The sequence below is a fragment of the Actinoplanes sp. NPDC051343 genome (assembly GCF_044455125.1).
GTDB lineage: Bacteria > Actinomycetota > Actinomycetes > Mycobacteriales > Micromonosporaceae > Actinoplanes.
This window is the reverse complement of record NZ_JBITEL010000003.1, coordinates 187,290-200,386: the sequence shown is the minus strand read 5'-3', so window position 1 is coordinate 200,386 and position 13,097 is coordinate 187,290. Positions and strand designations below refer to the sequence as shown.

The following is a 13,097-nucleotide window of genomic DNA, read 5'->3' as shown; positions in this document are numbered from 1 at the left end:
TCAGCTGACCTTGAAGCCCTGGCTCTGGGCGTACTTCACGATGATCTGCTGAAGGTCGGTGGCCGCCTGGGCGCCGGTCGTCCGGCCCTGGTTGATCTTCGCGATCTGTGCCTGCAACTGGGCGTAGTAGTAGACCGTGAACGGGCTGTAGGTGAAGCCCTGGTAGGCGTTCTCGGCCGGGATGTAGATGTCCTTGTTGGCGGTCTGCCCGTTGAAGAAGTCGATCTTGGCGTTGACGAACGCGTCCGACTTCAGCACGGTCTGGTTGAGCGGGAAGATCGTCTGGGTCTTCCAGCCGTCGGTCAGCGAGGCGTCGTCGGCGTACAGGCCCTTGGCCACCTCGGCGGCCGCCTTCTTGTCGGCGGCCTGGTTGGTCACCGCGAAGGTCGAGCCGCCCCAGTTGACCGAGACCGGCTTGGCCGGGTCCCACTGCGGCAGCGGCGCCACCGCGAACTTGCCCTTCTCGCCACCCTTGCCCACGCCGGCCCCGGTCAGATAGCCGGGCGCCCAGGCGGCCGAGATGTACGTCGCGTACTTCCCGTTGACCACGCCCGCGATGTAGTCGGTCGTGAACTGGTCGACAGTACCGACCTCCTTGGAGGTGGCCAGGTCGCCCCAGTAGGAGAGCACGTCCTTGGTCGCCTGGTCGTCGAGCTTGACGGTGATGTCCTGCTTGTTCTTCAGGTCGTAGACGAACGGGTTCGCGCCCTTCTGGATCATCAGGGCGGTCGTCGCGGCGGGCACGTTGCTGCCGAAGTCGCCGAACGCCGGGCCGCCGGCGTCGTGCACCTTCTTGGCGTCGGCCGCATACTCGGCCCAGGTCTTGGGCGGGGTCTTGATGCCGTACTTCTGGAAGACGTCGGTGCGATAGATCATCGCCATCGGGCCGCCGTCGATCGGGATCGCGTAGACCGCGCTGCCCTGCGAGACGTCCTTCCAGGCGCCGGCGCTGAAGTTGGCCTTCACGTCGTTGGCGCCGTACTGGCTGAGGTCGACCAGCGCCCCCTGGATCTCGAAGCCGACCAGCTGGTCCGCCTCGAGCATGACCACGTCGGGGGCGCCCTTCTTGGCCGAGATCGCGGTCTGGAACTTCGCGTACTCGGGCTGGCCCTGTCCGGCGACGGTCCAGCAGACCTGCACGTCGGTGTGCGCGTTGTTGAAGTTGTCGACGACCTTGGCCATGTTCGGGTACCAGGCCCAGACCGAGACCCGGGTCGCGTCCTCGTGAACGATCTTGTTGGTGCAGTTGGTGGGCTTCGGCCGGCTGGCCGACGAACCGCCGCCCTTGCCGCCCCCGCAGGCGGCCAGGGCGGCCACGAGCGAGACGGTTCCGGCGATCGTCATCATTCTGGAAATTCGCATACTTCCGGCCTCCATCGGGGCCTCGGCGGAAGCGCTTCGACGGCGGGCGTGCGCCATTACGAGGCGTCATCAAGGGAGCGGCCGACGTCGCGCGTGGATGATTAGGTCCGAGGGGAGGGGGAGCTCACCACTCGCCGGTGAAGTGTGTTGTAAATTCCGATTGCAGCGCTGCAAAGGACTATGCACCGACCGTTCAGCTCTGGCAAGAGGCAATCGCACCGAAATACTGTCGTCACAATCAGCCACACCCTTGGGAGGCGCGGGATGCGCGAAACGACGCTGCGCGACGTCGCCGAGCTCGCCGGGGTGTCCCCGCGCACGGTCTCGAACGTCGTCAACGGCTACGCCAAAGTCACGCCGGCGACCCAGGCCAAGGTGGAGCGGGCGATCGCCGAACTCGGCTACCGGCCCAACGTGCTCGCCCGCAACCTCGCCAACGGACGGTCCGGGCAGATCGCGGTCGTCGTGCCCTACCTGGACACGCCGTACTTCGCCGAACTGCTGCAGGCGATCATCCCGGCCGCCCGGCAGGGCGGCTACAACGTGCTCATCGACCAGACCGACGGCGACCGGCAGCACGAGGGCGAGCTGATCGGCCGGGGCTCGCGCGGCTTCCTCTTCGACGGCATGATCATCAGCCCGCTCGGCCTCTCGCAGGACGACCTGGCCGTCCGCGACAGCACGCTGCCGCTGGTCGTGCTCGGCGAGCGCCGCTCGGACGGCGTCTTCGACCACGTCGGCATCGACGACGTGGCCGCCTCCCGCGACGCCGTAAATCACCTGATCTCACTCGGGCGGCGGCGGATCGCGGCCATCGGCGACCAGCCCTACCCGACCGGCGAGGCGGCCCAGCGGCGTACCGAAGGATTCCGCGAGGCGCACGCCTCGGCCGGGTTGCCGGTCGACGAATCATTGATCATCGGGACACCACGGTTCAACCGCATCGACGGCGCGACCGCGATGGCCGCCCTGCTCGACTTCGACGACCCGCCGGACGCCGTCTTCTGTTACAGCGACCTGGTCGCCTCCGGCGCCATCCACACCCTGCTCGCCCGCGGGCTTCGCGTGCCCGAGGACGTCGCGATCATCGGCTACGACGACATCGAGGACGGCCGGTACGGCCGGCCGACGATCAGCACCATCTCGCCGGACAAGAAGGCGATCGCCCAGATGGCGGTGGAACGCCTGATCATGCGGATCGGCAGCAGCGAACCGGTGGCCGGCGTGGAACTGCTCGCCCGGCACCGGCTCATCGCCCGGCAGAGCACGCTGGGCAGCGCCGCCACGACATGACCGTTCGGTCAATCCCGTCGCAATGTGTATCACCACTATGTTGCGTGGCATAAGCGCTTCAATCGATGCGGGAAAGGGTGACATGAGCGGTAGTGCGGCGACCCCGGTCGTCGGTGGCGTGTTACTGGTTCTGATCCTCGCGGTGATCATCTGGGTCATCGCGGCGTACAACCGGCTGGTCCGGTTGCGCAACCAGGCCGACGCGTCCTGGGCCCAGATCGACGTGCAGCTCAAACGGCGGTACGACCTGATCCCCAACCTCCTCCAGACCGTGCAGGGCTACGCGGCGCACGAGCGCGGCACCCTCGAGGCGGTCGTGGCGGCCCGCGGCAACGCGATGAACCTTTCCCAGGGCGCCGGCCCGGCCCGGCGCGCCGAGGCGGAAAACATGCTCAGCCAGGCCCTCGGCCGCCTGATCGCGGTCGCCGAGGCGTACCCCGACCTCAAGGCCAGCCACAACTTCGCGGCGCTGCAGATCGAACTGGCCAACACCGAAGACAAGATCGCGTACGCGCGGCAGTTCTTCACCGGCGCGGTCCAGTCGTACAACAACGCGGTGCAGACGCTGCCGACCAACCTGATCGCCGGCCTGACCGGCTTCCACGCCCGCGAGTTCTTCCAGGCGGCCGGCGAGGATCGCGGCCCGGTTCAGGTCCGGTTCTGAAGCCGCGGTGGTCGATCTTGTGGCGGTCGCCGCCACCCTCGCGGTCTGGTTCGGCATCTACGCGATGTGCCGGGTGGCGACCCACCCGGCTCTCCCGGCGGCCGAACCGGCCACCATGGACCTCGGTCCCGAATCGCCCGCGCTGGTCAGCTTCCTGGTCGGGCGCTGGTCGGTGACCGAGGACGCGGCCGAGTCGACGCTGCTCGACCTGGCCGCCCGCGGGTTCTTCGAGCTGCGCCAGCCCGGCCTCGACCCGATGCAGACCACGGTCCACGTGCCGGCCGCGGCACCGGACGGCAGCGGTCTCCGGCCGTACGAAAAACTCCTGCTGGACCGGATCCGCGGCCTCAGCCGCGGCGGGGTTGTCCCGATCACCGCGCTGACCTTCCGCAACGAGGCCGAGTCCAAGGCGTGGAACACGCGGCTGCGTACCGCGGTGATCGACGAGGCGCGGGCGGCCGGCCTGTCCCGCCGGCGTTTCGGCAAGGGCGTCGTCACCTTCCTCGTGCTGTCGGCCGCGGTCGCCGGTGTCGTGATCGGCCTGACCGCGGTGCAGTACGGCCTGGGGCGCTCCGACGACGACAAGCCGGGATTCGGTGCCGGCATCGTCGCCTTCGGCATCCTGTCGGCGATCGCCGGGCGGGCGATGGGCGAGCGCGACACGCCGTCGGGCCGCAAGGTCGCCGCGCGCTGGCTCGGGGTGCGCGACTGGCTGCGGGGACACGACCAGTTCGGCGAGTTGCCGCCCGCGTCGGTGGCGATCTGGGACCGCTACCTGGGTTACGGCGACCCGGCTGGCCAGCGCGGCCACCGGTCCCGTGGCTCGACTACCTGGCGATCGACGACGGCACCGGCGACCGCACCGTAGCGTGGGGCGTGCCGATCTCCTCGTCGACGTCCTGCCAGGACGGTGACACGGTGACGGTCACGGCGCGGCCGTGGTCACGCCGGGTCATCACCCTGACCGTGACCGGCCAGGGCCGCGAACGCGACGTCGTCCCGGCTCCCCTTCTCCAGAGGCCGACGGCCGAACCGGCCCCGCCACTCTTCCGGGTCTCCGACGTGGGCCAGATGTTCGGCCGCCCGGTCACGGCATCCGCAATCCCGTGGGGCACCCAGTACTGCGCGGCCGACAACGGCAAAATGCTGCTGATGGTCCAGTCGGTGTCGGGCATGGGCGGCCGCCTCGCCTGGCGCCTCAACTCGGCACGCGGCGTCGAACACCCGGCCGGTTTCCTTATCAACGGCGACATCGGCGTCTACCGAACCGGCGACATCACCGTCGTGGCCAACCTGACGGGCGACGGCCGGGTCGCCCGGACCGCTCTCCCCTGGCTCATGGAACAGGCCATGCACCGCCTCCGAGCTTAGAAACGCCAGGGGCGAGGTGCCGCGTCGCCCCGTCCGGAACCTGGTCGGGGCGCCGATCTGCAGGCCCATCACGTTGAAGAGAACGCCCCAGGATACGGGCGATCCGCGCCATCCGCCCGGCCGAGTACGCGGGATAGGCCGTCGCCACATCCGCGTGATCGAGGCCGCTCAGGACCGGCTCCTCCCCCGGAACCAGCCACTCGCCCCAGCGGAATCGGCTGGGCCGGGCCGCCGCAGGGTGTGGATGCCGGGGCCGCGATGGGCGACCAGCAGGCGGCGGTGTGGATGCCCCCGTACCGGATCACGGCCGCGCCACGTGCTCGAACGTCCCGAAGCGGGCGGCCCGCTCGTCGATCTCGGCCCGCATCCGCGCGTGCGCCGCCGCGGTCTCCTGGATCTCCCGGGCGTGCGCCCGCTTCTCGGCCATCGAGATGACCGACGACGTCAGGTCGGTCCACCGGATCGAGCCGTCCGCCCACTCGCCCGCACTCCCGCACGTCGCGCAGGTGACCGCGCCTCCGTTCAGCTCGACAACGTCGAGGTGGCACATCGGACACAGCCCCGGCGGGCCGAGGTAACGCACGTCGTCGAACGCCCGGCCGAGCTGGGACGCCACGTTGCCGCCGAGGCGCGCCGCGCGCTGCATCGCCGCGTCGTCCAGCACGATCGACTGCGGGGTGCCCGCGCCGCCGAACACGACCTGATCGACCACCGCCATGTGCATCGAGAACGCGGTGGTGTGCAACAGTGGGAGCGCCAGCGTCTTCCACTGTGGAGTCAGCGAGCCGCCGACCGCGATGAGGCCGGCCACCCGAGGCTTGAGCACCCGCTCGTCGACCCGGAACGGGACGGCCGGCTCGATGCCTTCACCGCGTACGGCAACCAGGTGTTCGATGATCGCGGCGTCGGCGTTCGGCCCGAGCAGGAAGTCGATCACGTTCTTGAGCCGGGCGGCGATGGTGCGGTTGACGATCGGCGTGCTCACGATGAGTCCGTCGCAGTCGACCAGCCGTTCCCACAGCCACCACAGGTGGTCGTCGGTGGTCAGGTCGGTGAGCCGGACCAGCTGCGCGTCGCCGGCCGCGCGCAGGGCCGCGGTCAGCAAGATCTCGGCGCTGCCTCCGGGCCGGCCGCAGCCGAGCCCCAGAACCTTCATGGTTGCGCTCCTCGCGACAGGATCTCGACCAGGTTGCCCTCGGGGCCGGCGACGAAGGCCATCCGCACGCCCGGTTCCGGCGACGGCCACGGCGTTATCACCGGCCCGGCGCCGAGCCGGACCACGTGCTCGAACGTCGCGTCCAGGTCGGCCACGTCGAACGCCACGTGGCCGAGGCGCGGCTCAGCCATGGACGTTCAGCCGGTCCGGGTCGGCGGTCAGATAGGACGCGAAGATCCCGTACGGGTCCCGCCGCGCCCGGATCTCCTCCAGCCGCCGGTAGTTCTCGCCGGACAGGAACCGGTCCTGCCGGCTGGTGAAGTCGGTGTCCCCGAGGTAGACCCCGGTGCCGTGCCGCGCGATGTCCGCGGTCCGCCGGTGCACCCACGAGCGGTATCGGTCGTCGTCGGCCGGGTCGGTGTAGATCGCGTAGGTGGCAATGTAGACGTTGCCCTGCACCGAGAACGCCATGTCCGGCAATTCCCGCTCGGGGGCCCATCCGTACCAGATCGAGAACGAGTGCTCGGTGTCGAGCTCGCTCCACAGGCGGCCGAGCAGCGGCGCCAGGACGTTGGCCGGCGCATCGGTCCACGTGCAGTCGACGGCATATCGATGGCCCGGAGGGCTCTGCGCGTCCTGCGCCGCGCACTCCTCGGCCAGTGAGGTCGGCCCGGTGACCCGGCTGAGTTCCCGACCGGCCAGCGGCCCCTCGGCGAACACCCCCAGCAGCGCGGCCGCCTCGTCGTCGGAGCCGGCCATCGCCGTGGTGTGCAGCAGCAGCGTGAGCTCGCCGGGCAGCCGGGTCGCCGCGAGGACCGGCTCGATCCGCCGGTCCAGCGTCGGCAGCAGATCGTGCAGCCAGGCCAGCAGGGCCGGGCCCTCGTCGGGGTGGAACGTCCGGGTGTCGTGCCACATGACGGCCGCGGCCTCGTACGTCCGGAGGTGGAAGGCGGTGACGATGCCGGGGAAGCCGGGGCCGGCGCCGCGGGCGGCCCAGAAGAGGTCGCTGTGCCGGGTGGCATCGGCGCGCAGGAGCGAGCCGTCGGCGGTGACCACGTCCACCGCCACCACGCTCTCGCAGGCCCAGCCCGTCCGGCGCCCGTTCCAGCCCTGCCCGCCCTGCAGCAGGTAGCCGCCGAGACCGACCGACGGACAGTGGCCGCCCGGGAACGCCCGCCCCCGCTCGGCGAGGAACGGGGACAGGTCGAGGCCGCCACGCACCGCCGGGCCGGCCACCACGACGCCGGTCGCCTCGTCGTAGTCGAGCCCGTTCAGGCCGCCGAGGTCGATGAGCAGCGCGTCGTCGCGCAGGCTCCACGCCGCCCAGGAGTGGCCGCCCGACCGGACGCTGACGGTCAGGTTCTCGGCGCGGGCCAGGCGCACGCCGGCCGCCACGTCGCCGGCGTCGTCCGCGAGCAGGATCGCGGCCGGGTAGCGGTCCGGGCGCCGGGCGTTGAAGATCCGGCCGACCCGGGCCTGCTCGTACCCGGGATCGCCGCGGCGGATCATCCGGCGTCGCTCGTGGTGGCGAGCGCGCCGCCTCCGAAGTTCTTGTCGTGGTCGAGCGTCATCGCATGGAACGGGTAAGCCACCGCGCGCATGTCCCGCTCGTACTCGCCGATCGCGCCGACCGGATCGGTTCCCTGGACGAGCTGCTCGACCAGCTTCGCGGCGTCGCGCAGGGCCAGGTTGGCGCCCATGCCGAGGGTCGGCAGCATCGCGTGCGCGGCGTCGCCGACCAGCGTGACCCGGGACGGCTCCCAGGTCTCGGCCGGCATGATGAAGCCGAACGGGATCATGAAGATCGAGTCGAGGTCCATCCGGCCGACGATCTCGGCGGCGGCCGGATGCCAGGCGGACACGGCTCGCCGCATCGAGTCGCGCAGCAACGCCGGGGTCTCGGCGGTCCACTGGGCCGACGGCGGCACCTCGGTGCCCGGGGCGACACTGCAGGACACCATCATGTAGGGCCCGACCGGGTCGAGCGTGACGTCCGGCGCGATCGCCTTCGCCGCCTCGTGCACCGGCTGCCTCGGGTCGAAGACACCGACCAGCATCCGGCTGCCGGCCCGGTCGACGGCGATCACGACGCCGTCCATCAGGCTCGGCGGCACGATCTCGCGAAGCTCGGGCGTGAGTGGCACCCGGCCGTAGACGCCGATGCCCTGGACGCCGGTCGGGATGATCGGCACGTCCGGCAGTTTCCGGGCCCGGACCGCGGAACGGATGCCGTCGGCGCCCACCAGCACGTCGCCGCGGGCGGTGCGGCCGTCCGCGAGCGTGGCCGTCACCCCGTCGGCGTCCTCGGTATATCCGGTCACCGCGGCGCCGACCTGCAGCGCGTCGCCCAGGCGGGCGCTGAGGATCTGGCGCAGCGTCCGGCGGTGCACGCCGGTGTGCGGGATCTCGCCCTCGTTCGGCGGCCCGAGGTGCGGCTGCGAGCTGAGCTCACCGAAATGGTCGTGCAGGACGACCGACTCCCGCCGTTCGTAGGTGACGCGCGACGTGGCCTGGTAGAGCGCGAACAGGTCGTCCGGCAGGAGCGCACGCAGGGCTTCGCCGCCGAAAGCGTTCATGTGCAGGTAGTAGCCCTGCTTCCGGTTGAGGTCGCGGTCTCGTTCGAAGACCTCGACGGTGTGCCCGTTCTTGACCAGGCCCTGGGCAACCGCGAGGCCGGACAGGCCACCTCCGGCGATCAGCACGTGCAGCGGTCGGGTCACGTCGACGCTCCTAACTTCCGTTGTCAAAGGTCCAGCATCAGGTCACGGCCGTCCCAGCCGCGCGCGGCGGCGGCCAGCCGGGCGTGCATGCCGAGGATCGGCGGTCCGGCCCGATGCAGCTCGATCGGGTGCGGGAAGAGCGGGCCGCCGTCGTACCAGGCCACCTGAACGTCACCGCTGCGGACCTGGTGGATCGGCCGGCAGCCGGCGGCTTCCAGCCGCGCGCCCTCGGCCTCGAGATCGTCGGTCACCCACGAGACATGACCGATCCGGTCAAAACCGATTCCGTACGCCGTGGCCAGGCGATCGTCGACCGAGTGCACCTGGCCCAGCTCGAGCACGATCGGCCCCCAGGCGGCGAAGGCGGCGGTGTGGTCGAAGAAGGCCGGGTCGGTGATCTCGGTGCCGTCGGCCAGCCGGAAGGTGTCGAAGGCGACGTGCCGGTGTACCAGGAACGGCCCGATGCCCAGGGTTCGCACCTTCTCCTCGACGGCCGCCGCGAGGTCCGGCACCCAGTACCCGAAATGATGAGGTCCCGGCACGGTCAGCCACCCCGGCTTTCCCGCACGATCCGGGCGAACTCGGCCGCGCTCGGTTTCGGCGTCCGCGCGAACGTCTCCCGGTCGACCTCGACCAGGCCGAGCTTCAGGCCGTACCCGAAGATCCATTCGAAGTTGTCGAGCAGCGTCCAGTGCAGATAGCCGAGGACCGGCACGCCGTCGCCGATCGCCTCGCGCAGGCCGGCCAGCGAGGGTGCCAGGAACGCGGCGCGCCGGGTGTCGTCGTCGGTCGCCATGCCGTGCTCGGTGACGAAGACCGGGACGCCCGATTCGGCGTGCACGTAGCGGACCGCATTGCCCAGCGATGACGGATGAACGTCCGGGCCCGCCACCAACCCGGTGCCGTCGTAGCGGGCGCGTTCGTAGTTCTGCACCCCGACGAAGTCGTCGTCGCGCGCCAGTTGCAGCCAGCGCCCGTACACCGCATCTCGCTTCTGGTCGCGGACCGTCGTCGCATCGCCGACCGCTTGATCGTCGACGACCGCCACGCTCAGCCCGACCGGCAGGTCGGGCCGGCGTGCCTTGATCGCCGCCCGGCCGGCCACGTGCCCGGCGGCCATGCCGTCCTCGAGCGCGTCGAACTCCTCCGGCAGCGCGACGTTGGCGAGCCGGTAGCGCTCGACGCCGGCCGCCCGGCTTGCCGCCTCCAGGGTGGCGCGTTCCAGGTCGCGCACCTTCCGCGGGATCGGGGCCCAGGCGAGCAGCCGCGGCAGGTTCGGCTCGTTGAGCGTCACCGCGTAGGCGATCGAGTCTCCGATGTGGTCGGTCAGGACGCCGCAATAGCGCGCGAACGCCTCCGCCGAGCCGGAATCGAGCCACCCGCCACGCCGGGCGAACCAGTGCGGCGCGGTCATGTGGTTGTACGTCACGACCGGCGCCAGGCCCCGTTCGACGCACCCGTCGACGATCGCCGCGTAGTGGTCCAGCGCCTCGGCCGAGAACTCACCCTCGGCCGGCTCGACCCGTGACCACTCGACCGAGAATCGGTAGGCCGACAGCCCCATCCCGGCGACCAGGTCGAGGTCCTCGCGCCAGCGGCGGTAACCGTCGCAGGCCGGTCCGGACGGCTCCCGGAAGACCGTCGGCGTGACGTGCTCGGCGAACCACGTGTCGCTGGTCGTGTTGCCGCCCTCGGTCTGATACCCCGACGTCGCGACACCCCAGAGAAAAGTCATTCGAACATCGACCCCCGCGCCCCGGTTATCCAGCCGACCAGTTGGTCGTTGTCGGTGTCGGCGGCGGCCACGTCGGCGACCTTGCGGCCGCGGTTGAGCACCACGATCCGGTCGCACACCGCGGCGGCCAGCGGCAGGTTGTGGGTGACCAGCACGCACGCCACCCCGTGCTCGGCCATCCGCCGGATCAGCGCCTCCACCTGCCGGGTCTGCTCGTAGCCCAGCGCGGCGGTCGGCTCGTCGAGCAGCAGCACGCCGTTACGGTCGCCGGTGACCCGGGTCGCGGCGCGGGCCAGGGCGACCACCTGCCGCTGGCCACCGGAGAGCATCTCCACCGGGCGGGTCACCGCGGCGGTCCGCACGCCCAGCCGGTCGAGTTCCTCGGCCGCGCGCCTGCGCTGCGCCTTGTGGTCGACGAAGCCGAGCCAACCGAGCGGGCCCCGGCGCAGGATCTCCCGGCCGAGGTTGAGGTTGGTGGCGATGTCCTGCGCGTCGACCAGGGCCAGGTCCTGATAGACCATCTGCACCCCGGCCGCGGTGGACCGGCTCGGCGAGCTGAACACGGTCGGCTCACCGTGCACCAGGATCGTGCCGCTGGTCGGTTGATGCACCCCGGACATCACCTTGAGCAGCGTCGACTTGCCCGCCCCGTTGTCGCCCAGCAGCCCGACGACCTCGCCCGGCGCCACCGCGATGTCGATGCCGTCCAGCGCGCGGACATAGCCGTAGTGCATGTCAATGCCACGCAGTTCCAGCGCGGGCCCGGTATCGGTCATGGTCACCTCGTTGAAGTGTGGGCGGAGGCCTGGGCGGTGGCGACCAACCGTCGGGAGACCGTGTTCGACACCCACTTCTCCAGGCCGAGCGAGGCCAGCAGCAGCACGCCGGTCACGGCGGTCGCCCAGTACGGCTCGATGCCCTTGATGGTCAGCCCGTTCGAGATCGTGCCGAGGATCAGGGCGCCGACCAGCACCCGCGGCAGCGATCCCCGGCCGCCGCTGAGCGAGACCCCGGCGAGCGCCACCGCGGTGAGCGCGTTGAAGATGATGCCCGGGTTAGCGGCCGGGTTGGCCTCGGTGACCAGCGCGGCCGTGATCAGCCCGCCGAGTGCCGCGCAGAAGCCGCTCACCACGAACCCGAGCACGCGGTAGCGGTCGGCGTTGATGCCGGACCGCCGCACCGCCTCGGCGTTGCCGCCGACCGCCATCAGCCGGATGCCGTCGCGGGTGCGGGTGAGGAACGCGGTGCCGGCCAGGAACAGCGCGGCCACCACCCAGACCGGCGCCGGGACGCCGGCGAAGCGGTCGGTGCCGAGGAACGTCAGCCCGGTCAGCCCGGGGATCGTGTATCCGCCCGCCAGCGCCGCGGCCAGCCCGGACAGCACCGACAACGATCCGATCGTGACGATGATCGGGTTGAAGCCGCGCAGCGCGATCAACCCGTTCGCCAGCCCGACCACGATGCCCACGGCGAGCCCGGCGAGAATGCCGAGCCACACCGGGAGCCCGTGCGTCATCAGCCATCCGCAGACGCAGCCGGCCATCGCCGCCGTGCCCGGGATCGACAGGTCGAGCGCGCCGCAAATGACGCCGACCGCGATGCCGGCCGCGAAGATGGCGGTGAGCGCGGCCGCGTTGGCGATCAGGAGCGCGTTGTCCAGGCTGGCGAAGTATGGACTGGCCCACGCGCTGAAGCCGGCCAGCAGCAGCACCCACAGCACGAGAATGCCGCGGTCACGGGCGAAGATGAGCCAGCGGACGCCGGCCGGGTCGCTCTCCGGCCCGGCGGACGCTTTGACGATTCCGGCCGTCACAGTCATCCCTTGGCCGTGACGACCTTCTGCGGAACGATCAGCACCTGACCGTTCGCCCTGGGATTGGCCTGCATCGTCACCAGCGTGTCGAAGGACTGCGTCATATCGGCCTGGAACTGCAGCGCAATCGAGGCGTAGATCTTGCCGCCGGTGACGTTCTTCAGCACCTCGTCGTTGCCGCCGAAGTCGGTCACGCACTGCGGTGTCTTGCCGGCGGCGGCGAACGCGCCGATCGCGCCGAGCGCGCCCTCGTCGTTGGAGGCCATCACCGCGCTCAGGCCGGGCTTGCCCTGCAACACGTTGCCGATGTCGGTCTGCGCGCCGGCCCGGTCCTTGGCGATCACGCTCTGCACGATCGTGGCGCCCGGCGCGGTGGCCTTGAGCGCGGCCGCGGCGGCCTGTTCGAACTCCTTCTTGCCGGCCTGCCCTGCGGAGCTCTGCGCGGCAAGCACCTCGGCCTTGCCGCCCATCTTCTGGTTGACGCAGTTGCCGAGTTGCTCGCCGAGGGCCTTGCCGCCGGCCGCGTAGTCGACGTAGTCGAAGGTGATGCCGGGCTGGGGGCCGGCGAATCCGTACTCGTCGGGGCGGCCGTTGACCAGCAGCGGGATGCCCTTCGACTGGGCCGTCCTGATGATCGGCAGGATGGCCGGCGGCGCCACCGCGATGATCCAGCCGGCTCCGGCCCGGCCGGAGCTGAGCACCTCGGTGAGCTGCTGGGTCTGTGTGCTCGAGTCGAAGTTGGGATCCTGGACGATGACCTCCCAGCCCTTGCCGCCCGCGTAGCCCTTCACACCCTCGGAGAGGCCCTTGAGGGCGGGCGGGGCGAGCGACAGCGGCGAGAAGACCAGGGTCTTGGGCAGCGCGGCCGGTTTGCCGGCCGACGAGCCGGCGGCATCCGAGGCGTGGCTGCAGGACGCCAGCAACAGCAGAGTGACTATGGCGCCCGCTGGGCGCAGGTGGTGAATTCTCACGGCCGGACTCCC

Annotated in this window: 14 protein-coding genes; 4 read left to right on the top strand and 10 right to left on the bottom strand. The window is 70.8% G+C overall.

The genetic code is table 11. The annotated features are described in order from the left end of the window. A complete protein-coding gene (locus tag ACIA5C_RS11555) occupies positions 1-1,362 on the bottom strand; it encodes an extracellular solute-binding protein (protein ID WP_396053364.1) in 1,362 nt (453 codons plus the stop codon). Between the two features lie 264 nt (positions 1,363-1,626). Between ACIA5C_RS11555 and ACIA5C_RS11550 the strand changes: the two genes are divergently transcribed. The 4 genes from ACIA5C_RS11550 to ACIA5C_RS11535 all read left to right on the top strand — a co-directional run bounded on the left by ACIA5C_RS11550 (position 1,627) and on the right by ACIA5C_RS11535 (position 4,690). Beyond that, positions 1,627-2,655, top strand: coding sequence for a LacI family DNA-binding transcriptional regulator (locus ACIA5C_RS11550; protein WP_396053362.1), 1,029 nt, complete (start codon positions 1,627-1,629; stop codon positions 2,653-2,655). 82 nt (positions 2,656-2,737) lie between these two features. After that, positions 2,738-3,319, top strand: a complete 582-nt coding sequence (locus tag ACIA5C_RS11545; protein ID WP_396053360.1) for a LemA family protein — start codon at positions 2,738-2,740, stop codon at positions 3,317-3,319. Positions 3,320-3,326: 7 nt separating this feature from the next. Then, the gene (locus tag ACIA5C_RS11540; protein ID WP_396053358.1) at positions 3,327-4,187 is read left to right on the top strand and encodes a DUF2207 family protein; all 861 of its coding nucleotides are present in this window, start codon (positions 3,327-3,329) and stop codon (positions 4,185-4,187) included. Between the two features lie 8 nt (positions 4,188-4,195). Next, positions 4,196-4,690, top strand: coding sequence for a hypothetical protein (locus ACIA5C_RS11535; RefSeq protein ID WP_396053356.1), 495 nt, complete (start codon positions 4,196-4,198; stop codon positions 4,688-4,690). 301 nt (positions 4,691-4,991) lie between these two features. Here the strand turns inward: ACIA5C_RS11535 and ACIA5C_RS11530 are convergent, their stop codons facing one another. From ACIA5C_RS11530 to ACIA5C_RS11490, 9 genes are read right to left on the bottom strand one after another with little or no spacing between them, the layout of a single operon-like run. Continuing rightward, positions 4,992-5,846 carry a flavodoxin family protein gene (locus ACIA5C_RS11530; RefSeq protein WP_396053354.1) on the bottom strand — a complete coding sequence of 285 codons (855 nt, stop codon included), beginning with the start codon at positions 5,844-5,846 and terminating at the stop codon, positions 4,992-4,994. Further along, a complete protein-coding gene (locus tag ACIA5C_RS11525) occupies positions 5,843-6,037 on the bottom strand; it encodes a VOC family protein (RefSeq protein WP_396053352.1) in 195 nt (64 codons plus the stop codon). Before ACIA5C_RS11525 ends, ACIA5C_RS11530 begins: the two co-directional genes overlap by 4 nt. After that, positions 6,030-7,355, bottom strand: coding sequence for an FAD-binding oxidoreductase (locus ACIA5C_RS11520; protein ID WP_396053350.1), 1,326 nt, complete (start codon positions 7,353-7,355; stop codon positions 6,030-6,032). Before ACIA5C_RS11520 ends, ACIA5C_RS11525 begins: the two co-directional genes overlap by 8 nt. Then, on the bottom strand, positions 7,352-8,566 hold the full coding sequence (locus ACIA5C_RS11515; RefSeq protein WP_396053348.1) for an FAD-dependent oxidoreductase: 1,215 nt from the start codon (positions 8,564-8,566) through the stop codon (positions 7,352-7,354). Before ACIA5C_RS11515 ends, ACIA5C_RS11520 begins: the two co-directional genes overlap by 4 nt. Before the next feature lie 23 nt (positions 8,567-8,589). Next, positions 8,590-9,108, bottom strand: coding sequence for a VOC family protein (locus ACIA5C_RS11510; RefSeq protein ID WP_396053346.1), 519 nt, complete (start codon positions 9,106-9,108; stop codon positions 8,590-8,592). Positions 9,109-9,110: 2 nt separating this feature from the next. After that, positions 9,111-10,301, bottom strand: coding sequence for a glycoside hydrolase family 1 protein (locus ACIA5C_RS11505; protein WP_396053344.1), 1,191 nt, complete (start codon positions 10,299-10,301; stop codon positions 9,111-9,113). Next, positions 10,298-11,077: an ATP-binding cassette domain-containing protein gene (locus ACIA5C_RS11500; RefSeq protein ID WP_396053342.1), complete on the bottom strand. Its 780-nt coding sequence runs from the start codon at positions 11,075-11,077 to the stop codon at positions 10,298-10,300. Before ACIA5C_RS11500 ends, ACIA5C_RS11505 begins: the two co-directional genes overlap by 4 nt. Positions 11,078-11,079: 2 nt before the next feature. Further along, positions 11,080-12,114: an ABC transporter permease gene (locus tag ACIA5C_RS11495; RefSeq protein ID WP_396053340.1), complete on the bottom strand. Its 1,035-nt coding sequence runs from the start codon at positions 12,112-12,114 to the stop codon at positions 11,080-11,082. A 2-nt stretch (positions 12,115-12,116) separates the two neighbouring features. Further along, positions 12,117-13,085 (bottom strand): sugar ABC transporter substrate-binding protein, encoded by a 969-nt coding sequence (locus ACIA5C_RS11490; RefSeq protein ID WP_396053338.1) that lies wholly within the window; start codon positions 13,083-13,085, stop codon positions 12,117-12,119. Positions 13,086-13,097: the final 12 nt, after the last annotated feature.